This is a genomic window from Agromyces sp. LHK192, from assembly GCF_004006235.1.
Lineage (GTDB): Bacteria > Actinomycetota > Actinomycetes > Actinomycetales > Microbacteriaceae > Agromyces.
This window is the reverse complement of the sequence record NZ_CP034753.1, coordinates 1652887-1672628: the sequence shown is the minus strand read 5'-3', so window position 1 is coordinate 1672628 and position 19742 is coordinate 1652887. Positions and strand designations below refer to the sequence as shown.

Genomic DNA, 19742 nt, shown 5'->3' with positions numbered 1-19742 from the left:
GGAACTATTCCCGACCGTTCAGGGTACGGCGAGCACCGCTTCCGCGGCCTCCGCGAGCGCCACGCCGTAGCCGCGACCGTGACCGGCCGCATGCACCGCGAGCGGGTGCAACTGGTGCAGCGGAAGCCGCTCGATGCGCCCCGGGGCGAGCGGATGCTCCGCCTCGTAGCCGGCGACGACGTCGGCGAGGAACGGGCAGCCGAACAGCGCCAGCATCGCAAGGTCGGTCTCGCGATGACCTCCATGCGCCGCCGGGTCGATGAGCACGACGCCGTCGGCCGACCACAGGACGTTCCCGTTCCACAGGTCGCCGTGGATCCGCGCGGGCGGAGCACCGTCGTCGAACGCCCCGTCGGCGACCGCCTCGCAGGCCCGCCGCACGAGGCTCGCCTCGCCCTGGCTCAGGTTGCCGGCCGCCACGGCGACGGGCACGAACGGCAGCACGCGATCACGCGCGTAGAACCGACCCCAATCGGCCTCCGCGGCCGCTGGCATCTCGCGCCTGCCGATGAAGAGCGGGCCGTTCCACCCGTCGGGCGGCGCTCCGAACGCCGCGGCCCCGGCCGAGTGGGTGCGGGCGAGCGCGCGACCGAACACCTCGGCCGACTCGCGCGAGGGCGCGGTCTCGGCGACGCGGTCGAGCTCGATCCAGTCGGCACCGACCCCGGCGACGGCCGCGACCGGCACACCTCCGCGCGGAACCGCCTCGGCCAACCACGCGAGACCCGCCGCCTCCGCCTCGAAGAATCCGCTCGGGGCATCCGCGCGCTGCTTCCGGATCGTGGCCATCGCACCAGTCTGGCGGATCCTGGTGCGCCGGCCCTGCGAAGGACGACGCCCGACCCCGGCGCACGGAGCAGGGCCCGCCGCTCGCGCGACGGGCCCCGCCGCCTACCGGGGCTGCGCCCTGGTCAGGACTTCTCGGTGTGCCCGTGCGAGTGGTCGTGGCCGAGGCCGCCACCGCCCGGGTTGTTGACGGTCAGCTTCGGTCCGGCAGGCGTCTTCGGCAGGAGGTCGCCGATCGTGAGCCACTGGCCCTTGACCCCGTTCACCGACTCGGTCGACCCCGCGAACTCGAGGACCGCCGTGGCGATCGCCCCGAGGTTCACGTAGAGCGCCTTCGTGTCGAAGTTGTCGATCGTGTCGCACGCGAGGTGGTAGCACTGGTCGTACTGCTCACCGGCCACGCCGCCCCAGATCGCCGCCTGCTCCTCGGTCTTCACGACCTCGGCGCCGGTGAACAGGCCGCCCGACGGGATGCCCGCGAGGATGAACGCCTCGTAGTCGCTGCGTCCGCTGTACTCGGCGTCGTCGTAGGGCACCTTCAGGGCGGTGTAGTACCGCTCGAAGAGGTCCTCGATGGCCTCGGAGCCCGCGGGCACCTCGACCGGCGCCGGCCAGCTCGACTGGTCGGAGTCGTAGACCATGTGGATGTAGTTCGGCGAAGCCACCATGTCGAAGTTCAGGTACAGGGCGATGTCGTCGACCTGCTCGGGGCTCAGGCTGTCGACCCAGGCCTGCGAACCGAGCAGGCCGTCCTCTTCAGCTCCCCACCACGCGAGGCGGATGGTGTTCTGCGGCTTCAGCTTCGCGAGCTTCTGCCCGACCTCGAGGAGCGCGGCGCTGCCGGACCCGTTGTCGTTGATGCCGGGGCCCGCCTGCACGGAGTCGAGGTGCGCGCCCGCCATCACGATGTTGTCGGACGTGCGCCCGGGCAGTTCGGCGAGCACGTTGATCTGCGGGCGCTGCTCGGGCAGCGGCACGTCGATCGCGGCGGTCGACCCGGCCGCGGCGAGCGCGACACCGTCGGCGAAGCTCGCACCCACGACCGGCACGTCGAGCGGCTCGGTGTTGACGCCGAAGAGCGTGCCCACGAGCGGACCGGAGCGCTCGGGCGTGTTGCCCTGGTTGAAGAGGATGACGGCCTCGGCGCCGGCGTCCTGCGCGTTGCGGGCCTTCACGCCGAACTCGCACGTGCCGCGCTGGACGAGTGCGATCTGCACTCCGGGCGCGTCGAAGCCGAGCCCGGCGAAGTCCTCGGGCTCGCAGCCGCTCGTCACCGGGTCCTCGGTCGGTTGGTTCAAGACCGTGTCGACGGGGATGACCGTTCCCTCGACCGGGCCGTACCCGGTGCCGGTGAACGACTCCGAGTCGTAGTCGGCGGCGACCGGAGTCAGCTGGGACAGCGAGCTCGGCCCGACGAACGTGTAGTCGAACTGGTGGGTCGTGACCTTCCAGCCGGCCTTCTTCATGACCTTCTGGACGTAGGCGGCGCTCGCATCGTAGCCCGGGAGGCCGGCCGCGCGGTTGCCGCCGTTCTCGTCGGCGATCTTCTGGAACTCGCGCATGTGCCCGACGACGCCGTCGGCGGTGAGGCACTCCCGGATCTTCGAGATGTTCAGGTTCTTCGTGTCGCAGGCGGGCGACTTGCCCCCGCCCCAGCCTCCACCCCAGGCCATGGCCCCGCCCGAAGGCACGAGGACGGCGGCGAGGATCGCGGCGGACGCGATGGCGATGGCCCGGTTGCGCCGGGTGCGGCGCGTTCGGGCGGAATATGGAACAGATGGTTGCATCGTCTTCCCTTCCGATCGGGGCCCCCATCGGCCCCCGTTCGGGGGAGCATATGCGGCGACGCGCGCGGCGCGATAGCCCCCGCCATCGAATGCCGCCGCGAACGCACGAATCGTGCGCCGATCCGCGCGCGGATGGCTACACTCGGCCGTGATGAGCACGATCTCGGTGGTGATCCCGTGTCTCGACGACGCGGAATACCTGGCTGCCTGCCTGGCCGCGCTCGCCGCGCAGACCCGACCAGCCGACGAGGTCATCGTCGTCGACAACGGGTCGACCGACGACTCGGTCGCCGTTGCGCTGGCTGCCGGCGCGACCGTCGTCCGCGAGCCCCTTCGCGGGATCTGGCCCGCGACCGCGGCCGGATTCGACGCGGCGACCGGCGACGTGCTCGCTCGGATCGACACCGACTCCGTCCCTCCGGCCGACTGGCTCGAACGCCTCGGGCACCGCATGCAGGCCACGGACCACCCGACCGTCGTGACCGGGCCGGGCGTGTTCTACGGCGGCAACGCCGTGGTCCGGTGGGTCGCGCGATACCTCTACATCGGCGGGTACTTCTGGGCGATCGGCATCGTGCTCGGGCATCCGCCGATCTTCGGCTCGAACTACGGGATCCGGCGGGACGCCTGGGCGCAGCTGCGCGGCGTCGTGCACCGGGACCGCGCCGACGTGCACGACGACCTCGACCTCGCCTGGCGGCTGCGCCCCGACATGACCGTCGTGTACGAACGGTCGTTGACCGTCGGCGTCTCGGCTCGCCCCTTCGCGACCTGGGCCGACATCGGCCGGCGCCTGCGCATGGCGTTCCACACGCTGGGATTCGAGTGGCGCCGGTGGCCGCCGCTGGAACGACTCGCCGAGCGGCGGAACGCGCCCGGGCAGGCCGGCGACGAGCTGCGCGGCCAGGTCGACGGCGAGTCGCCGCGAGCCGCATGAGCCGACTCGCCCCCCGTTCGCACGCCGAGGATCGCATGCCGGATCAGGCGGACGCGAACAGCTCCAGCATGTCGCGCACGAGCTGGTGCGGTGCCGTCTCGCAGGGGCTGTGACCGGTCTCGTAGACCGAGATCCGGGCTCCGAGTTCCTGCGCGGACCGACGGTGCAGCTCGACCGGCCAGAGGTCGTGCGAACCGACGGCGACGAGCTTCGGGATCGGTACGGCCGCGACCTCGGCCCGGAGGTCGGGCGTGTGCATCATGGCCTCGATGATGTCACCGACGCTCTCGCGCCGGGTCAGCGCGAAGCGTTCGCGCACGAACGCGAGCCTGCCCGGCGGCACCTTGTTCAGGTTGTTCCGGATGCCCCACAGCATGAGCGTGGCGCCCTGATGCGGGCTCGCGAGCGACGAGAACGCGCCGATCGTCTTCACGCCGCGGAACGCCTGGCCGGGTTCGGGCGGGCTGGTCAGCAGCGTCAGGCTCGCGAACGCCTCGGGGTGGGCGACCAGCGCGCGCTGCGCGAGCGTGCCGGCGAAGCTGTAGCCGAGCACGTGCACGGGCCGCGATCCGGCGTCGAGCACCGCGAGCAGGTCATCGAGGAAGAGGTCGGCGTCGTACCGCCGTCGCGCCGGATGGAGCCGTTCGGGGCCTGCGGCGTACGACTCGTACTGCCCGGCGAGGTCGTAGGACTCCACCCGGTACCCCGCCGCCGCGAGCAGCGGCAGCATGAGCACGAAGTCCTCCTTGGAGCCGGTCGCCCCCGGCACCAGGAGCACGCGGTCGCCGTCGGCGGGGCCGAACGCGATCCGCGCGAGCGGCCCGCTCGGCGCGTCGAACACGTCGCGCTCGGCGCCCTCGGGCAGCGCACGCCAGTCGAGGTCGGGCAGCACGGCGTCGAGCTGCGCGGCGCGAGCCTCCCAGCCTGCCGGCGGCGGCGCGAGCACGCCGGCCGGTGTCCACCGGATCGAGGCATCGGTCGAGGGCTGGTCGACCCGCGGGTCGGCCCGCTGATCGACCCGGTCACCCCGCGGGTCGGCCCGCTGATCGACCCGGTCACCCCGCGATTCCGTCACGCCGTTCACGATACTCCCAGCCTGCGTCGGGTCCCCGCGAAGGCGCGCCCCCTAGGGTGGAGGGATGCCTACCGTCGACCTCACCCTCGAGACCTTCGAGTCCACGATCCTCGAGGGCGGCACCGTCTTCGTCGACTTCTGGGCGAGCTGGTGCGGACCGTGCCTCGCATTCGCGCCGAATTACGAGGCGGCGTCGGAGGCGAACCCCGACCTCGTCTTCGCGAAGGTCGACACCGAGCAGCAGCAGCAGCTCGCCGCCGCGATGAACATCACGTCGATCCCGACGATCATGGCCTTCAAGGACGGCATCGGCGTGTTCGCCCAGGCCGGCGCCCTCCCCCGACCCGTGCTCGACGACCTCATCGGCCAGGTGCGCGCGCTCGACATGGACGACGTGCGGGCGCAGCTCGCCGCGAGCGACGAGGACGCCGCGCCGGCGACGGCGTAGCGCAGTTCGCGCGTCAGTCGCCGGATGCCGCGAGCCCGTCGACCCCGCTGAGGTCGAGCTCCACCCCGTACGGCCGTTCCGCCCGGGTGATGAACGCGGGCACGCGCACGTAGCGCCCCTCCGTACGGAGCGCGTCGAGCGCCGGCGCCCAGCGATCCTGCGCATCCTGCCGGAGGAAGCCGGCATGCCGCGGCCGCCCGCCGCCGACGAGCTGGACACCCACGCGGTACCGTGGCGACAGCCAGCGACTCGCACGCGGCACGAGCACGGCCTCCTGCGTCACGCCGCCGTGCAGGCGCGCGAGGTCGATGGCGGCCTGGTGCCGCTGCACGTCGTCGACGGGCACCACGGTGCGGAGCTCTCGTTCGACCGCGCCCGCGTCGACGATGTCGAGCCCGTCGACCGTCGACAGGTCGCCCCAGGAGTCGGGGTTCGCCGGCCGACGGTCCAACATGAAGCGCACGACGACGTACCCGATCGCCGCGATCAGCAGCACCAGGAACGGCCAGAGCACCCAGGCCGGCGCGTCGGGGCGGATGAAACCGGTCACCAGCAGCAGGACGAGCACGAGCAGGTACGGGAACGGCTCCCAGCGCAGGAGCGGCTTGTAGCGCGGCACCCGTTCAGGCTACGCGGCGGCGCGGAGGGCGGCGAATCGGCCGGCGACCTCCTCGAGCACGGACTCGTCTCCGGCGTAGAGCCCGTCACGACGAGGCCAGTGCGAGACGACGTCGGTGAACCCGAGTTCGCGAGCACGCCCGACCGCGTCCTCGAACGCGTCGACGCTCGCGAGCGAATACCGTTCGGCCGCGTCGAGCGACAGCGTGCGGTCGAGGGTCGCCGGGTCGCGGTCTGCGGCGGCGCAGGCGTCGTCGAGCGCTGACGAGAGGTCGCGGATGCTCGCCCACCACTGCTCGGTGTCCTCGACCTCCGGGCCGGTCGTGATCCAGCCGTCGGCGATGCGCGTCGTGAACGCGAGGCCGCGCGGGCCGTTGGCTGCGACGTGCAGCGGCATCCGCGGCGACTGCGCCGTCGATTGCGCCGGCGAGCCGACCATGCGGGCGGCGTCGGCGGTGTACCAGTCACCGGTGAACGAGATGCCGCCCGAGCCCGGCTCCTCGAAGCGCAGCAGCCGGTCGAGCGCCTCGGTGAACTCGACGAACCGGGCGTGCCGCTCGCGGGGCGTCAACGGCGCCTGCCCGAGCACGTGCGCGTCGAACCCGGTTCCGCCCGAGCCGACGCCGAGCAGCACCCGGCCTCCGGCGATGTCGTCGAGCGTGCCGAGGTCCTTCGCGAACGGCACCGGATGCCGGAAGTTCGGCGAGGTGACGAACGTGCCGAGTCCGACGCGGCTCGTGACGGTCGCCGCGGCGGTCAGCGTGGGCACGGTCGCGTGCCAGCGCTCGCCGGCGAGTCCACGCCACGACAGGTGGTCGTAGGTCCAGGCGTGGTCGAAGCCGAGGTCCTCGGCCCCTCGCCAGTACCGGGCCGCGTCGGGCCAGTCGAACTGCGGGAGGATCACGATGCCGAAGCGCATGGTCCGAGCCTACGAGACGGTGACGCCGACTGCCGGGCAGCTCACGACCGGGTGGGGACGAGGTCGATGTCGAGCGCACGGGCCTCCGGCGAGTTCGCCGGCCGCTCGAGGCGGACGAGTACGATGCCCGCGAGGATCCCGACGCCGCCGAGCCCCTGCATCGGGGTGATCGCCTCGCCGAGCACGAGCCACGCGACGATGGCCGCGAAGACGACCTCGCTGAGCCCGAGGAACGACGCGAGTCGCGTCCCCAGGATGCGAATGGCCTGGATGCCCGCGACGTACGCGAACGCCGTCGAGATCGCGCCGACCGTCAGCAGGGGCACCCACCACGGCGCCGTCATGCCGAGGTACGGCACGTCGACGAATCTCACCTCGAACGGGACGAGCCCGACGAGCAGCGCGATCCCGAGGGCGAGGCATCCGATCACGAGACCCGAGGCGGCGAGGGCGATCGGCGGGATGCCGGTGTCCTCGCGCTCGCCGATGACGTAGTAGACGGCGACGCCGATCATGGCGATGCCGGCCAGCACGATGCCGACGGGGTCGAATGAGCCGCCGGCGGGTCCGATCACGAGCACGAGCCCCGCCACGGCGAGGACGGAGCCGAAGAGCACCACGCGCTGGGGCGACTTGCGAGTGCGGATCCATGCGAGGGCGACGAGCGCGACCGGGGCGAGGTACTCGATGAGCAGGGCGAGGCTCACGGGGATCCTGGCGATCGACATGTAGAAGGCGAGCTGCACGCCGGCCACGGCGATGAGCGCGTAGACGAGCACGGTCCACTTGGCACGCCAGAGCGGTCGCAGGTCGAATCGCAGGGCGATCAGCCCGGGCACGACGAGCAGCAGCGCGCCGATGAGGATCCTGAAGAACACGGCCGCGCCCGGCGACCAGCCCGACTCGAGCAGCGGCTTGACGACGGCGCCGCCGGCGCCGAACGCGAGACCTGACGCGAGGCCGAGCGCGACGCCCAGCACCCCTCGTGATGCACGCATGCGCACCGCTCCTCTGCTTCGGTGGACCGACGTGCGGGAGGCCGATGACGCCCGCCCCGTCATGCCCGAAAGTCGTTATGCTCGTGACAGTAGCGCTGGCAACGTCAGGAGTCAAATGATTTTCACCGATGACACGATCGCCGCGCTCGGATTCGTCGCGGCGCTGCTCGACACCGATCCGATCGCGACGGACTCGGGCGCCGACGAACTCGTCGAACCGGCGCAGCTCGACGCCATGATCACCGAGTGGAAGTACTCCGGGCGCCACGACGGCGACGCCGCCGAGGTCGCCGAGGTGCGCGCAGCGCGCGACCGGCTCCGCGCGCTCTGGAGCCTCGGCCGCGACGACGCGGTCGTCGAGGCGAACGCCATTCTCGCGGAGGCCGAAGCGACGCCCCGGCTCGTCCGCCACGACGACCTCGATTGGCACATCCACGCCACCTCGCAGGACGCCCCGCTCGCCGAGCGCATCCTCGTGGAGGCCGCGATGGCGATGATCGACGTGATCCGCGCCGACGGGACCGACCGGCTCCGCACCTGCGCCGCCGACGACTGCGAGGGGTCGTTCCTCGACCTCTCGAAGAACACGTCCCGGCTCTACTGCAGCACGCGCTGCGGCAACCGGATGGCCGCGCGCGCCTACCGGGCGCGGACCGCCGACGAGGCCTGAGCGGTCGCAGCCGCCGGCTCAGCCTGCCATGCACCCCGCGGCCTCGACCGCAGCGGCATCCGCAGGGGCGATCGTGAGGTCGTACTTCGCGAGCACCGCGAGGAAGCCGGCATGGTACGCGCAGACCTGTGCCGCCGACGGCGGCGACCACTCGGCCGGACCGAGGTCGGACTTCTGCTGGTTGGTCCGCCCGTCGACGGCGAGGAGGTTCGCCGGATCGTTCGCGAACGCGCGCCGCTGGTCATCGGTCCATTCGGATGCCCCGTGCCGCCAGGCATACGAGAGCGCCACGACATGGTCGATCTGCACCCGATCGCTCCGCTCACCACGCACGAACCTGATCGAGGTGCCCGTGTACGGGTCGTGCAGGGTGCCCCGGCTGATCACGCACGCGCTGCCGTTGCGGTGCACCGCATCGACGAGGTCGCGCCCCAGGAAGTCGTTGCGCGTGTCGCAACCGTTGCGGTCGACATCCGCCCAGGCGTCGCCGAACGCGTCGCGTTCGTAGTCGGAGGTGGACGCCGCGTCGGCGACGACCACGTCGACCAGCGAGACGTCGGCGGATGCCCCGGCGGCGGGCGGGGAGGTCCGCTCGGCGGCATCCGTCGCGGCGCGGGACATCGCGTCGAGCGGGTCCCCGAGCAGCACCCAGCAGATCATGAGCAGGGCTGCGGGAACGGCGGTGCCGAACGCGAGCGTGCGGCGACGCACGCGGGTGCGCGGAGTTCGGGTCATCCGTTCAGGCTACGCGCACCCGGCGACCAGCTCGCGCTCGGGCGACCTGCAGGAACCGCCGAGGTCACCGGTCGTTCAGTGCGTCGGCGACCCGACGGCGGAGGTCGGGAACGAGCTCCTCCTCGAACCAGGGATTCCGCAGGTGCCAGCCGACGTTGAGCGGCGACGGATGGACGATCGGGACGACGTCCGGACCGTACGACCGCCAGTTCCGGACGGTCTCGGTCAGCGTCTCGCGCCGTCGATCGCCGAGGTGGAAGGCCTGCGCGTAGGCGCCGACCACGATGCGGAGGCTCGGGCGCATGAGCTCGAACACGCGCGGATGCCACGCGGCGGCGATGCCGCGCCGCGGTGGCAGGTCGCCCGACGCCCCCTTGCCCGGGTAGTAGAAGTCCATCGGGACGATCGCCACCTTCTCCACGTCGTCGAACCGCTCACGCGTCAGCCCGAGCCAGCGCAGCAGCCGATCGCCGCTGGCGTCGTGGAAGGGGATGCCGCTGTCCTGGGCACGCCGACCCGGCGCCTGGCTGAGGATCACGATCCTCGACGCGGGCGATCCGACGACCAGTGGCCGCCATCCGCGCGCGGTGAACGAGGCGTTGAGCGGATCAGCGGCGATCTCGTCGCGCAGGGCCGCGAAGGGGTCGTCGGTTCCTGCGGGGTGTCCGGTCACCCTGACATCCTCCCCCGGACGTGCCATCGGGCGAGGAACCTCCGCGGCGCAGCGCAATCGATGGCGCCCCGCCGTCGGCGATGCAGGGCCCGCCTCGGCCCATAGAATCGGCGGGTGACGCCGCGCCCGACCGAGCCCGATGAGGCGTCCGGTGGCGCCGCATCCCCGGCCGCGGATGCCTCGCAGACGCCTCCCGCCGACTCGATCCGGGCGCCGCTCCCCCGGCACACTCCGCTCTGGGCCCTGCTGTCCGGCTGGCTGGGCGGCCTCGAGGTGTGGCTCAGGTCGCACGGCGGGCGCGGGCTGCGGCGAGGCATCCGGGTGTTCTGGGCGGCGATCGCCGCCGTCGGCGTCTGGCTGCTGGTCGGTCCGGTCGTCAACGCGCCGCTCACGCTCGAGCAGATCACGTCGTCGGCGTCGAACGCGACCGAAACCTGGATCGCACGGAAGTTCACCGCCGACTATCGGATCGACCGCGACGAGCACGGCAGGCTGCAGGCGCAGGTCGAGGAGCGCATCGAGGCGTTCTTCCCCGACGACGTCGAGGAGACCGGCATCCAACGTGTGCTCGCGACGGAATACCAGGGCCACGACCTCGATCCGAGCGGCATCTCGGTCACCCTCGACGCCGAGCCCGTCGAGGTACGGCAGCAACGCGACGCCACCACCCTGACGCTGACGATCGACGCCGGCGAGGTGCTCGACGGCGATCACGAGTTCGTGCTTCGCTACCACCTCCAGGACCTCGCCTACCTGGCCGTCGACGAGGCCACCGGTGCCGAGACCGACCTGCTGCAGTGGGACGTGTTCGGACCGTCCTGGCCGCAGGGGTTCTCCGGGCTCGAGATGCGGGTGTCCATCCCCGACGACCTCGACGACGCGCTCATCCGACCGCCGCGAGGCAACCTCCAGTGGCTGCTGGTCGGCGGCGGCGAATGGCTCGAGCCCGAGGCCGACAGCGAGCCCGGCTGGAACACGTACGTCGCCGAGAACGACCAGAACATCCCGCCGCACGCGAACGCCTGGTTCACCCTGCGCTTCGACGCGGGCACCTTCGCGATGCCGCCGCACACGACCTGGTTCTTCGTGCAGACGTTCGGCCCGCTGCTGCCGCTCGCCCTCCTCGTCGCAGCGGTGCTCTTCGCGTTCGCCGCCCGCGGCGTCGCCTGGGCCGACGCGCGCGGAAAGCCCTGGTTCATCGCCCGGCACGACCCGCCCGACGTGACGCCGCGGATCGCGGCCCACGTGCTGGGAGCACCGCGAGCGGCGGAGCTCGCGGAGGAACTCGATCGTCTCCCGTGGCGCAGGGGAAGCGACAAGGCCGTGCAGGCGCAGCGGCGGGTCGCGGCACGGGCGGCCGGCCGGGCGGGTCGTCTGCGGGACCTGCCGCGCGCGATGTGGCGGTACTGGTTCGGATCGGAACGCCGGCAGGTCGTCGACGATCGGATCCGCCGCGTACCCCGCGGGTTCGTGCGCGATGCCTTCCTCGCCGGGCCTCCCGCGATCATGCTCGTGCAGTGGGGGCTCGTCCGCCAGCTCGCGCACCACGAGAAGCTCACGATCGTCTGGTGGCCCACGGCGTTCGTGCTCGTCTCGACGGTGCTCGCCACGATCATCGTGTGGATCGCGGCGACCTCACGGCCGCTGACCCGCCGCGGCGCCCTGCTCAAGCAGCACCTCCTCGGCGTCGGGGTCTACGCCGAACGCACGCAGCTGCTCGACCGCGGCCCGTCCAACGATCCGGCACTCGCCTACGGCGTGCTGGTGGAGGACCCGCGCTCGGCCGGACGACGCGTCGCCGCGCTGCTGGAGGCCGAGCTCGACGATCCGACGGCGTCGCGCACGCCGCGTGCCGAGGGCGCACGCGGGCGGGCGCGGTGGCTGTTGCTCGCGGCATCCGTGCTGCTGGTGCCCGCCGCGATCACGATGATCTCGGTCGTACCGAACCCGCTCGATCATCGTCCGGCGACCCCTGCATACGACCAGGACCTCTCGGGGACGCTCTGGACGACGGTCCACTCGGCCGACATCGTGGGCGAGCTGACCCGGGCCGACGACGGGCGCGCCGTCATCGACGTCACGGAGCGGTACGACGTCGAGTTCGACGACTCGTCGAGCCGCGTGCCGCAGTTCGCGATGCACTGGCGCGACCGGGTCGACGGGCAGTCGCTCGGCCTCCGCGTCTCCTCGGTCGAGGTCGACGGCGAGGTGGTGCCGTTCGCGACGGAATCCGCCGAGGGCGTCACCCTCATGCACACGCGCATGGACGGCATCCGCTCCGGCGCGGCCGAGGTCGTCGTGCGCTACGAACTGGAGTCGGCGGCGGTCGCGGCACCGGCCTCCGGCGCGGCCGCCGGCGACGGGACGCCCGTCGACCGGGTCCGCTGGGCGGCGCTCATGGACGGCTGGACCTCTGCGGGCCTCTGGCGCGACCCCGACACCCACGACTTCGCGCCGACCCGGGTCGAGTTCCGGATCGACGAGGGCCTGCTCGCCTCCGCGACGGAGTCGGGCTGGATCACGCGCGACTTCTCCGATGCCGATGCGGAGGCGCGCGACTGGCCGGAGGCGGTCATCCCCTTCGGCGACGTCGAGACCACGATCCGCCAGGACCTCTACGCCTACCCCGTCGAGGAACGCGCCGAGCCGTCGGCGGACCCGCCGACCTTCGCGGTCTCGATCGAGGACGGCGAGTCCGGCGCGCCCCTCGCCCTGCACGTCGACGACCTCGGTGTCCGGCTCGACTTCCCGGCGGGCACGTTCGCCGGGCCGGATGTCGATCGGATGCGCCAGGCCGGCGCGCTCGTCGTGCTGCCCTTCGCCGTCGCCGCGGCGCTCGAGGCGATCGCGCTCGCCATCGGCCTCGTGGGGGCCGTCGCAGGGTGGCGGCGGCGGAGGTTCGCGTTCCGCCCCGGCGCGTTCCGCGATCTGCTGACGTGGACGGCGCCGTCCGCGCTGCTCGCGGCGTGCATCGTCTTCTTCTGGATCCTCGGCGACACGGCCGGCGACGACCCGGTGATCCCCGCGCTCGGCTGGCCGCTGCTCGCCGGCGTCGCAACGTGGATCACCGCGCTGGTGCTCACCCGCAGAGGCCGCGCGCCGGTCTGATCGCGCGGTTCACCGAACCATGGAACGCGCGACGCGAGCCGAGGTCCTTGCGCCCCGCGCCCCGGAGGTGGCTCACGCCTGTGCACGCCCCCGGGCATGACGAAGGCCCCCGGCCTTGCCGGAACGGCAGGTGCGGGGGCCTTCGCAAGAAGTTCGCGGTGTCTTCGAGAGCCGCGCGGAGTACGACGCTTAGCGGCGCAGCCCGAGACGCTCGATGAGCGAGCGGTAGCGGTTGATGTCCACGTCGGCGAGGTAGCCGAGCAGACGACGACGCTGACCGACGAGGAGCAGCAGGCCACGACGCGAGTGGTGGTCGTGCTTGTGCTCCTTGAGGTGCTCGGTGAGGTCCTTGATCCGCTTGGTGAGGATCGCGATCTGGACCTCGGGGGATCCAGTGTCACCGGGGTGCGTCGCGTACTCTTCGATGATCGCCTTCTTGATGTCTGCATCCAGTGCCATAGATGGGATCCCTTCTTCTCGTTGCGCGCTGCCCTGGGCGGGAATACCCGGGCGCTCTTTGTGCGCGGCCGATTCACGGCAACCTCAAGAGTCTAGCAGAGCGGATGCCGCTCCCCGACGTCCTGCCCAGGACGTGGTGAGTGACGGTGCATCCCGCCTGGGGCCGATGCAGACTGGTGCCATGCCGATCGACAGCGATCATCGCGGATCCGACTCGCGGTACGTCGCGCGCGTCTGGCGGGGCCGGACCTCGGGCGTCGAACGCATGACCTCGATCGCGACGTCGACGTGGGAGCTGGTGTTCTGGGACGACGACGGCGTCCCCCACGCCGGCGTGCTCGGTCCCGAGACCGCCGCCTCGACCGCGGTGATCACGGGTGATTCGGCGTCGTTCGGCATCACGTTCGAACACGGCACGTGGATGCCGCACCTGCCGATCGGCCCGCTCGTCGACGGCGGCACGGAGAGCCCGCACGTCACCGGGCGAAGGTTCGTGCTCCGGGGTGCGGAGTGGGAGATCCCCGATTTCGACACCGCGGAGCAGTTCGTCGATCGACTCGTCCGGGAGGGCGTGCTCATGCGCGACCCGCTGGTCGGCGACGTCGTGCGCGGCGAGAACTCCGACGGGCCCGGGGATCGGTCGGTGCAACGCCGGGTCGCGGCCGCGACGGGGCTCACGCGGGGAGCCATTCGGCAGATCGAGCGGGCACGAGCGGCAGCGGTGCTGCTGCGCGACGGTGCCGCCCCGCTCGAGACCGTGCATCGGACGGGCTTCTACGACCAGGCCCACCTCGCGCGGGCACTGCGGCGGTTCATCGGACGCACGGCCACGCAGTTGCGATCCGGCGACGATGGCGATCCCCTGTCGCTTCTGTACAAGCCGGAGGCGGACGGCCGGTCATAGCGTGAGCTCGTCGCGGTGCACCGACCGCGATCCGACAGAAAGGGCATCCAGTTGCCAGAGCACTTCACAGTCGCCTCCGCCGACGGAACCGGCATCGCCTACTCCGCCTGGGGCGACGGCGACCCCATCGTCATCATCGACGGCGCGACGGCGTACCGCGCCAACACCCCCGAGAACGCGGAAGCGGCGGAACTGCTCGCCGATCGGTTCCGCGTCGTCGCGTACGACCGGCGTGGGCGCGGAGACAGCGCGGACACGCCGCCCTACGCCGTGGAACGCGAGTGGGAGGATCTCGCGGCGGTCATCGCCGATGCCGGGAACGGCCGGCCCGTCACGGTCTTCGGCTGGTCCTCCGGCGGGTTGCTCGCGCTCAACGCGGTCCAGGCCGGGCTCGAGGTCGCCCGGCTCGCACTGTTCGAGCCGCCCGTGATCGTCGATGCCGCGCGACCGCCGCTGCCTGCCGACTACGTCGAGCGGCTCGACGCCGCCGTCGCAGAGGGCCGCCCCGGCGACGCCGTGGCGCTCTTCATGACCGCTGCGGCCGGCCTGCCGGAGGACATGGTCGACGGCATGCGTTCGGCGGAGTTCTGGCCGAGCCTCGAGGCCATCGCGCACACGATCGCCTACGACGGCCGGCAGGTCGGCGACACGATGTCGGGGCGACCGCTCCGCGACGGGCTCTGGGATCGGGTCGGCGTGCCGGTCCTGGTGATGCACGGCGCCGACACCTGGCCGCACCTGGCGAGCGGGGCCGAAGCGGTCGCCCGGCACCTGCCGAGCGCGACCCTCCGGGTCGTCCCCGGTGAGAACCACACCACGACGCCCGACGTCCTCGCGCACGCGCTGCGCGGATTCGTCGCCGGGGATTGAACAGGGAGTACCGGAGATGGGACGCATCGTGCTCACGCACTTCATCTCGCTCGACGGGGTGGTGGAGGCCCCGGGCGGCGAGGACTTCAAGTACCCGAACTGGACCTTCGAATTCGACCGCGGCGACGCGGGCGAGCGCTACAAGGTGGACGAGGCGCTCGGCTCCGCGGCCCTGCTCCTCGGGCGCGAGACCTACGAGGGATTCGCGTCGGCGTGGCCGGAGGAAGACGGCGAACTGGCCGACAAGTACAACGGCATGCCGAAGTACGTCGTCTCGACCACCCTCACGGAGCCCGGGTGGAACAACACGACCGTCCTCTCGGGCGACCTGGCCGCCGAGGTGTCGCAGCTCCGCAAGACGGTCGAGGGCGACATCTCGGTGCCGGGCAGCATCCGCCTGGCGCAAGGCCTGCTCGAGCAGGATCTCGTCGACGAGATCCACCTGATGACGTTCCCGGTCATCCTCGGTCACGGGCGACGACTCTGGACCGAGATGGCCGACCGCACGACCTGGCGGCTCGGCGAGGCCCGCACGTTCGGCGACGGTGTGCTCGTCACGGTGCTGGAGCGGGCGCGATGACGGGCGCACCGGGCGCACCAGTCGTTCCCGTCGACGTCGCGCGGGATGGCGAGTTCGAAGGGTATCTGCACGGTTCGCGGGTGAGCATCATCCGCGAGTTCTCGTCGCGGCCGGGTTCGGGGCCGCGCTTGCACCGGCATCCGTACACCGAGACGTTCCTCATCCACGCCGGGCGCGCACTGTTCACGGTCGGAGACGAGCGGGTCGTCGCAGTCGGTGGACAGGTGCTCGTCGTGCCGAGCCTCGTGGCCCACCGCTTCGAGGTGCTCGACGGCGGCACGTACGAGGCCACGCATATCCACGCGAACGACCGGTTCGTCACCGAGTGGCTCGAGTGACCGTTCGGCTCGAACGACGGGAGGGCTTCCCGGCGGACCTGCGACACTGACGCATGGCCTTCACGATCAAGCGGGTCCACGACGAGCCCGCCCCGACCGACGGGTACCGCGTCCTCGTCGATCGCCTCTGGCCCCGAGGGGTGAGCAAGGAGCGCGCAGCAGTCGACCTCTGGGACAAGGAGGTCGCGCCGTCGCCCGACCTGCGCCGGGCATGGCACCACGCGGAAGACCGCGACGGCACGTTCGAGCAGTTCGCGGCGCGGTATCGCGCCGAGCTCGACGAGACGGACGCCGCGGCGAGGCTTCTGGCGCTCGGTCGCGAACACGATCGGATCACGCTGTGCTTCGGCGCCCGAGACGAGCGAGTGAACCACGCGACCGTGCTCCTCGAGTGGCTCGAGGCGCACGGCGCATCGGTGGAGCGTCGCGACGGCGAGTAGGGCGCGCCGCCGCTCGTTCGGGAGGCCGGCCGTGGAAACGGGAAGGACCGGGCGGGGCGCGCTGGAAGGGGGAACGCGCGCCGCACCGCCCGATCGCGCCGGCGATTCCGCAGGGGAAACGGGAATCGCCGACGCACGTCGTCACCGACGTGGATCGCCGCGCGCGCCCGGGGGGAGGGCCTTCGCGACGGTCCGGACGAACCTCCGGCGCCATGCCCGGAACCTCTCGGGTTCGACGGATCAGGTGCGGTTCGGCTCGTCGTGATTCCACGGTACGCCGAATGCGCGAAACACCGCCGAAGTCTATGGTCTGACCACATTTACGGGCTGCAAACACGCGGTTCTCTGTGGTCAGACCACAAACGGGCAAAGCTGCGCTCAGCGGATCTCCCGCTCGCGCGCCTCCGCGAGCGTCAACCCGGGCTGCGCCTCCTTGCGCAACTGGCCGGTCACCACGATCACGACGATGCAGACCGCGAGCAGGATCCATCCCGGCCACCCGAGCACCGACCCCCACGGTCCGACCGGCAGTTCGCTCGCGTCGACGAAGAACAGGTACTGCGACGTCGCCGTGTTCACCGCACCGTGGGCGACGACCGCGGGCCAGACCGAGGCCGAGCGCAGCCGCATCCAGCCGATGACGAACCCGGCGAGCACGCAGAACGCGACCATGCAGAGCACCCCGACGAGGTCGGTGCGCTGGTAGTTGTAGCCGAGCAGGATGATCGGCGCGTGCCACAGACCCCAGATCACGCCCGTGATGAGCAGGGCCGGCACGATCCCGAGCGGGCGGAGCGCGGGCTGCAGCCATCCACGCCAGCCGAGCTCCTCGCCGAACGCGGCGAAGCAACTGATCAGCGTGGCGAACGGCAGCGTCGCGACACCCAGCCAGACGACCAGGGACGCGTCGACGGGCGGTCCGCCCGCAGCCTCGAGGATCGCCTGCGCCCCGCTCAGCCCGGCGAAGTCCAACCGGATCAACCCCATCGCCTGGCCGAGCAGCATAGCCAGCAACGGCAGCGCACTGAAGAGCACGAACGCCAGCGCGATGAAGAACCAGGTGCGCCCGGCCGGGCGGATCGGCGAGAGGCCGAGCAGCCGCGGCGCGTTCGGCGGACGACGCACCAGGAAGACCACGGCGAGCGTCGCGACGGTCGGGGTGAACATGAGGGCGAGTGCGATGAGGCTGAACGCCGGATGCATGAGCCCCTCACCCGAGAGCCAGAGCGGGAGGCACACGAGCCACCCGAGACCGAACGCGATCACCAGGAACACCGCGACCGCGACCCACGGCACGCGCTCCGGGAGGATCGGACCGCGCTCGGTGTTCTTCCGCTGCTGCGCGTCGGCGCGGGCACGTCGTCGATCCGCCGCGGACGGCGGCGCGGGAGGCATCGCGGCGTGCACCGTCGCGGCGACCGGGCTCGGCGTCGGCGGCGGCGTGGACATCGCTTCGTTCGTCATGCCCTCGAGTCAATCGAGCGGACGGCACCCGATGCGTCCGCCGCGCGGCGGAACCCGCTCCCCCGTGCGGCGGAACGCGGCGGAACGCGGCGGGCGCAACCCTACGGCGCGAGCAGGAAGATCGCAGGCCACCCGTTGTGCGCGTACACGATCACCGAGAACACGACCGCGTCGAACAGCAGGTGCACGACGAGCACGTACGTGAGCGACTTGGTGAGCGAGAACGTCCAGCCCTGGATGAGCGCGAACGGGACGGTCAGCAGCGGACCCCACGACTGGTAGCCGAGCTCCCACAGGAACGACACGAACACGATCGCCTGCAACAGGTTCGCCTGCCATACCGGGAAGTGGCGCTTGAGCAGCACGAACACCGTGCAGATGAAGAAGAGCTCGTCCCACGTGCCGACCGCGTTCACGCCGACGAACAGGCGCGCGATCTCATGCGGCTCGGTGACCGTCGGCCAGTTCTGGTAGACGCCCGACGTGATGAAGTAGAACGGCAGGATGAGCCATCCGGCGATCGTCACGAAGATCAGGTAGAGCCACTGGGTGCGGTTCCAGCGCTGCCCGGTGCGCCACGGGAACCGGATGACCCGCTCGCGGTACACCCACCGCGAGATGACGTACGGCACGATGACTGCGAGGCCGAGCACGACGGTGAAGCGCACCATAGCGGCATCCGACAGGTCGGCCTTCAGCGACATCGTCGAGATGATCGCCTGGCCGACGGCGATCAGCGCGAGATCGGGCGCGAGCCGGCTCGTGCGACCCGACCGGTCGCACCACCAGGCGACCAGGAGTCCAGCGACGAGCATCGCGTAGCCGGCGATCGGGAGCAGGAACCCGAACAGCAGCACCGCCGCGCCGCACACGAGCGCGGCCGGCACGAGCGAGATCGGATGCCGCCGCACCTCGGCGGGGGCGGCGGGCGCCGTGTCGACCGCGTTCACCGGTCCGCGCCGTTCAATGGTCCGCGCCCACGAGTCCGCGATCGGATGCCTCGACCCAGCGCCCGAGGAAGTGGGCGCCCGCCTCGTCGTGGATCACGTGGTCGCGGTCGTGCGTGAGCACGGGGTATCCGGTGGCGGGCACGCCGTCGGCGGGGCGCACGTCGACGTGCCGCACCTGCTCGCCCCGGTCGTGCAGCCAGTCGGCCATGCGGTAGTCGCCGCGCGAGTCGCCCATGGTGCGCCAGTGCACCGGACGGATGCCGCGCTCCGCGAGCAGCGCGACCGCGCGCTCCGCGCCGAGGTCCTTGCCGAGCCGCACCGACTCGACGTCGGTCGAGATGATCGTCGGGTCGATGCGCCACTGCACCGCACCGGATGCGTCGGGGCGGCGCACACCCTCGCGCTCGGTGCCGAACCCGCGGGCGGCGAGCGAGTCGGCCGCGATACGGTCGAACTCGGGCTGCACCGCCAGATACCGGTCGGATGTCACGCCGACGTGCTGCTCGACCGACACCATGGCCCGCTTCGTCTCGTCGAAGAACATGAACTCGGCGAACCTGCTCGCGACGACCTCGCGCATCTCGTCGGCGAAGTCGGCCGGCATCGCGAGCATTCGGTCGACCTGCACGTCGCCGAGGCCGCGCACGTCGATCTCGGCCCAGACGGCGCCCTTCTCGCAGACCGCCCACACGGGCGCGCCCGGCCGGAGTCCCGCTGCCAGCATGGGCGGCACGACCTCTGCGGCGATGAACGCATCGGATCGGCCCGTGTTGAACACGACGGGATTGCCGGCGTTCGCGAGCGAGGCCAGGTCGCGCGCGATCGATGCGATCGCGATCGTGCGGGTCACGGGGCTCGCGATCGGTCCGTCGACGTCGAGCAGCAGGCCGAGGAGCGGAGAGGGGTTCACCCGGTCAAGCCTATTCGCGCGACGGCCGGGCGCGTGCGGGCGTGGCGGCCTCGCACCTGTCGGCGGCAGGTGA

General features: G+C 71.7%; 21 protein-coding genes. 9 read left to right on the top strand and 12 right to left on the bottom strand.

Annotated elements, in window-relative coordinates; genetic code table 11:
* Positions 1-18: 18 nt before the first annotated feature.
* Positions 19-789, bottom strand: coding sequence for a fructosamine kinase family protein (locus ELQ40_RS07420; RefSeq protein WP_127793115.1), 771 nt, complete (start codon positions 787-789; stop codon positions 19-21).
* A 122-nt stretch (positions 790-911) separates the two neighbouring features.
* A complete protein-coding gene (locus tag ELQ40_RS07415) occupies positions 912-2459 on the bottom strand; it encodes a M28 family peptidase (protein WP_127793114.1) in 1548 nt (515 codons plus the stop codon).
* Positions 2460-2724: 265 nt separating this feature from the next.
* On the opposite strand from ELQ40_RS07415, the gene ELQ40_RS07410 reads away from it, so the two are divergent.
* Positions 2725-3510: a glycosyltransferase family 2 protein gene (locus tag ELQ40_RS07410; RefSeq protein ID WP_127793113.1), complete on the top strand. Its 786-nt coding sequence runs from the start codon at positions 2725-2727 to the stop codon at positions 3508-3510.
* Positions 3511-3553: 43 nt separating this feature from the next.
* Here the strand turns inward: ELQ40_RS07410 and ELQ40_RS07405 are convergent, their stop codons facing one another.
* On the bottom strand, positions 3554-4585 hold the full coding sequence (locus ELQ40_RS07405) for an alpha/beta fold hydrolase (RefSeq protein ID WP_370296736.1): 1032 nt from the start codon (positions 4583-4585) through the stop codon (positions 3554-3556).
* A gap of 64 nt (positions 4586-4649) precedes the next feature.
* Here ELQ40_RS07405 and ELQ40_RS07400 point away from each other — a divergent pair, with 64 nt between their 5' ends.
* Complete coding sequence (locus ELQ40_RS07400) at positions 4650-5033, top strand: co-chaperone YbbN (RefSeq protein WP_127793112.1); 384 nt, start codon at positions 4650-4652, stop codon at positions 5031-5033.
* 13 nt (positions 5034-5046) lie between these two features.
* Here ELQ40_RS07400 and ELQ40_RS07395 read toward each other — a convergent pair whose 3' ends face one another.
* From ELQ40_RS07395 to ELQ40_RS07385, 3 genes are read right to left on the bottom strand one after another with little or no spacing between them, the layout of a single operon-like run.
* A complete protein-coding gene (locus ELQ40_RS07395; RefSeq protein WP_127793111.1) occupies positions 5047-5652 on the bottom strand; it encodes a hypothetical protein in 606 nt (201 codons plus the stop codon).
* Positions 5653-5661: 9 nt separating this feature from the next.
* Positions 5662-6570: an LLM class flavin-dependent oxidoreductase gene (locus tag ELQ40_RS07390; RefSeq protein ID WP_127793110.1), complete on the bottom strand. Its 909-nt coding sequence runs from the start codon at positions 6568-6570 to the stop codon at positions 5662-5664.
* A 41-nt stretch (positions 6571-6611) separates the two neighbouring features.
* Positions 6612-7568 (bottom strand): DMT family transporter, encoded by a 957-nt coding sequence (locus ELQ40_RS07385; protein WP_127793109.1) that lies wholly within the window; start codon positions 7566-7568, stop codon positions 6612-6614.
* A 115-nt stretch (positions 7569-7683) separates the two neighbouring features.
* On the opposite strand from ELQ40_RS07385, the gene ELQ40_RS07380 reads away from it, so the two are divergent.
* Positions 7684-8238, top strand: coding sequence for a CGNR zinc finger domain-containing protein (locus ELQ40_RS07380; protein ID WP_127793108.1), 555 nt, complete (start codon positions 7684-7686; stop codon positions 8236-8238).
* A gap of 18 nt (positions 8239-8256) precedes the next feature.
* Here the strand turns inward: ELQ40_RS07380 and ELQ40_RS07375 are convergent, their stop codons facing one another.
* Complete coding sequence (locus tag ELQ40_RS07375) at positions 8257-8973, bottom strand: HNH endonuclease family protein (protein ID WP_127793107.1); 717 nt, start codon at positions 8971-8973, stop codon at positions 8257-8259.
* Between the two features lie 64 nt (positions 8974-9037).
* Positions 9038-9646, bottom strand: coding sequence for a uracil-DNA glycosylase family protein (locus ELQ40_RS07370; protein ID WP_240665991.1), 609 nt, complete (start codon positions 9644-9646; stop codon positions 9038-9040).
* A 114-nt stretch (positions 9647-9760) separates the two neighbouring features.
* Between ELQ40_RS07370 and ELQ40_RS07365 the strand changes: the two genes are divergently transcribed.
* Entirely contained in the window at positions 9761-12754 is a 2994-nt protein-coding gene (locus ELQ40_RS07365) for a hypothetical protein (RefSeq protein WP_127793105.1), read from the top strand.
* A gap of 189 nt (positions 12755-12943) precedes the next feature.
* On the opposite strand, the gene rpsO is transcribed toward ELQ40_RS07365, so the two are convergent.
* On the bottom strand, positions 12944-13213 hold the full coding sequence (gene rpsO, locus ELQ40_RS07360) for a 30S ribosomal protein S15 (RefSeq protein WP_127793104.1): 270 nt from the start codon (positions 13211-13213) through the stop codon (positions 12944-12946).
* 181 nt (positions 13214-13394) lie between these two features.
* On the opposite strand from rpsO, the gene ELQ40_RS07355 reads away from it, so the two are divergent.
* The 5 genes from ELQ40_RS07355 (at position 13395) to ELQ40_RS07335 (ending at position 16345) form a co-directional block, all read left to right on the top strand.
* A complete protein-coding gene (locus ELQ40_RS07355; protein WP_127793103.1) occupies positions 13395-14117 on the top strand; it encodes a helix-turn-helix domain-containing protein in 723 nt (240 codons plus the stop codon).
* A gap of 51 nt (positions 14118-14168) precedes the next feature.
* Positions 14169-14987, top strand: coding sequence for an alpha/beta fold hydrolase (locus ELQ40_RS07350; protein WP_127793102.1), 819 nt, complete (start codon positions 14169-14171; stop codon positions 14985-14987).
* 16 nt (positions 14988-15003) lie between these two features.
* Complete coding sequence (locus ELQ40_RS07345) at positions 15004-15567, top strand: dihydrofolate reductase family protein (protein ID WP_127793101.1); 564 nt, start codon at positions 15004-15006, stop codon at positions 15565-15567.
* 80 nt (positions 15568-15647) lie between these two features.
* Entirely contained in the window at positions 15648-15905 is a 258-nt protein-coding gene (locus ELQ40_RS07340; RefSeq protein WP_240665990.1) for a cupin domain-containing protein, read from the top strand.
* A gap of 53 nt (positions 15906-15958) precedes the next feature.
* Complete coding sequence (locus ELQ40_RS07335; RefSeq protein ID WP_127793099.1) at positions 15959-16345, top strand: DUF488 domain-containing protein; 387 nt, start codon at positions 15959-15961, stop codon at positions 16343-16345.
* Between the two features lie 378 nt (positions 16346-16723).
* Here ELQ40_RS07335 and ELQ40_RS07330 read toward each other — a convergent pair whose 3' ends face one another.
* The 3 genes from ELQ40_RS07330 to ELQ40_RS07320 all read right to left on the bottom strand — a co-directional run bounded on the left by ELQ40_RS07330 (position 16724) and on the right by ELQ40_RS07320 (position 19669).
* Positions 16724-17809, bottom strand: coding sequence for a CPBP family intramembrane glutamic endopeptidase (locus tag ELQ40_RS07330; RefSeq protein ID WP_205649451.1), 1086 nt, complete (start codon positions 17807-17809; stop codon positions 16724-16726).
* A gap of 101 nt (positions 17810-17910) precedes the next feature.
* Entirely contained in the window at positions 17911-18759 is an 849-nt protein-coding gene (locus ELQ40_RS07325) for a type II CAAX prenyl endopeptidase Rce1 family protein (RefSeq protein WP_127793098.1), read from the bottom strand.
* Positions 18760-18772: 13 nt separating this feature from the next.
* Positions 18773-19669 carry a hypothetical protein gene (locus ELQ40_RS07320; RefSeq protein ID WP_127793097.1) on the bottom strand — a complete coding sequence of 299 codons (897 nt, stop codon included), beginning with the start codon at positions 19667-19669 and terminating at the stop codon, positions 18773-18775.
* Positions 19670-19742: the final 73 nt, after the last annotated feature.

What these genes read in the sequence shown, in the direction of transcription:
- ELQ40_RS07355 (WP_127793103.1), top strand. Translation starts at nt 13,395, where the DNA reads ATGCCGATCGACAGCGATCATCGCGGATCCGACTCGCGGTACGTCGCG.
- ELQ40_RS07335 (WP_127793099.1), top strand. Translation starts at nt 15,959, where the DNA reads ATGGCCTTCACGATCAAGCGGGTCCACGACGAGCCCGCCCCGACCGAC.
- ELQ40_RS07400 (WP_127793112.1), top strand. Translation starts at nt 4,650, where the DNA reads ATGCCTACCGTCGACCTCACCCTCGAGACCTTCGAGTCCACGATCCTC.
- ELQ40_RS07390 (WP_127793110.1), bottom strand. Translation starts at nt 6,570, where the DNA reads ATGCGCTTCGGCATCGTGATCCTCCCGCAGTTCGACTGGCCCGACGCG.
- rpsO (WP_127793104.1), bottom strand. Translation starts at nt 13,213, where the DNA reads ATGGCACTGGATGCAGACATCAAGAAGGCGATCATCGAAGAGTACGCG.
- ELQ40_RS07420 (WP_127793115.1), bottom strand. Translation starts at nt 789, where the DNA reads ATGGCCACGATCCGGAAGCAGCGCGCGGATGCCCCGAGCGGATTCTTC.
- ELQ40_RS07415 (WP_127793114.1), bottom strand. Translation starts at nt 2,459, where the DNA reads ATGGCCTGGGGTGGAGGCTGGGGCGGGGGCAAGTCGCCCGCCTGCGAC.
- ELQ40_RS07375 (WP_127793107.1), bottom strand. Translation starts at nt 8,973, where the DNA reads ATGACCCGAACTCCGCGCACCCGCGTGCGTCGCCGCACGCTCGCGTTC.
- ELQ40_RS07330 (WP_205649451.1), bottom strand. Translation starts at nt 17,809, where the DNA reads ATGACGAACGAAGCGATGTCCACGCCGCCGCCGACGCCGAGCCCGGTC.
- ELQ40_RS07345 (WP_127793101.1), top strand. Translation starts at nt 15,004, where the DNA reads ATGGGACGCATCGTGCTCACGCACTTCATCTCGCTCGACGGGGTGGTG.
- ELQ40_RS07380 (WP_127793108.1), top strand. Translation starts at nt 7,684, where the DNA reads ATGATTTTCACCGATGACACGATCGCCGCGCTCGGATTCGTCGCGGCG.
- ELQ40_RS07410 (WP_127793113.1), top strand. Translation starts at nt 2,725, where the DNA reads ATGAGCACGATCTCGGTGGTGATCCCGTGTCTCGACGACGCGGAATAC.
- ELQ40_RS07385 (WP_127793109.1), bottom strand. Translation starts at nt 7,568, where the DNA reads ATGCGTGCATCACGAGGGGTGCTGGGCGTCGCGCTCGGCCTCGCGTCA.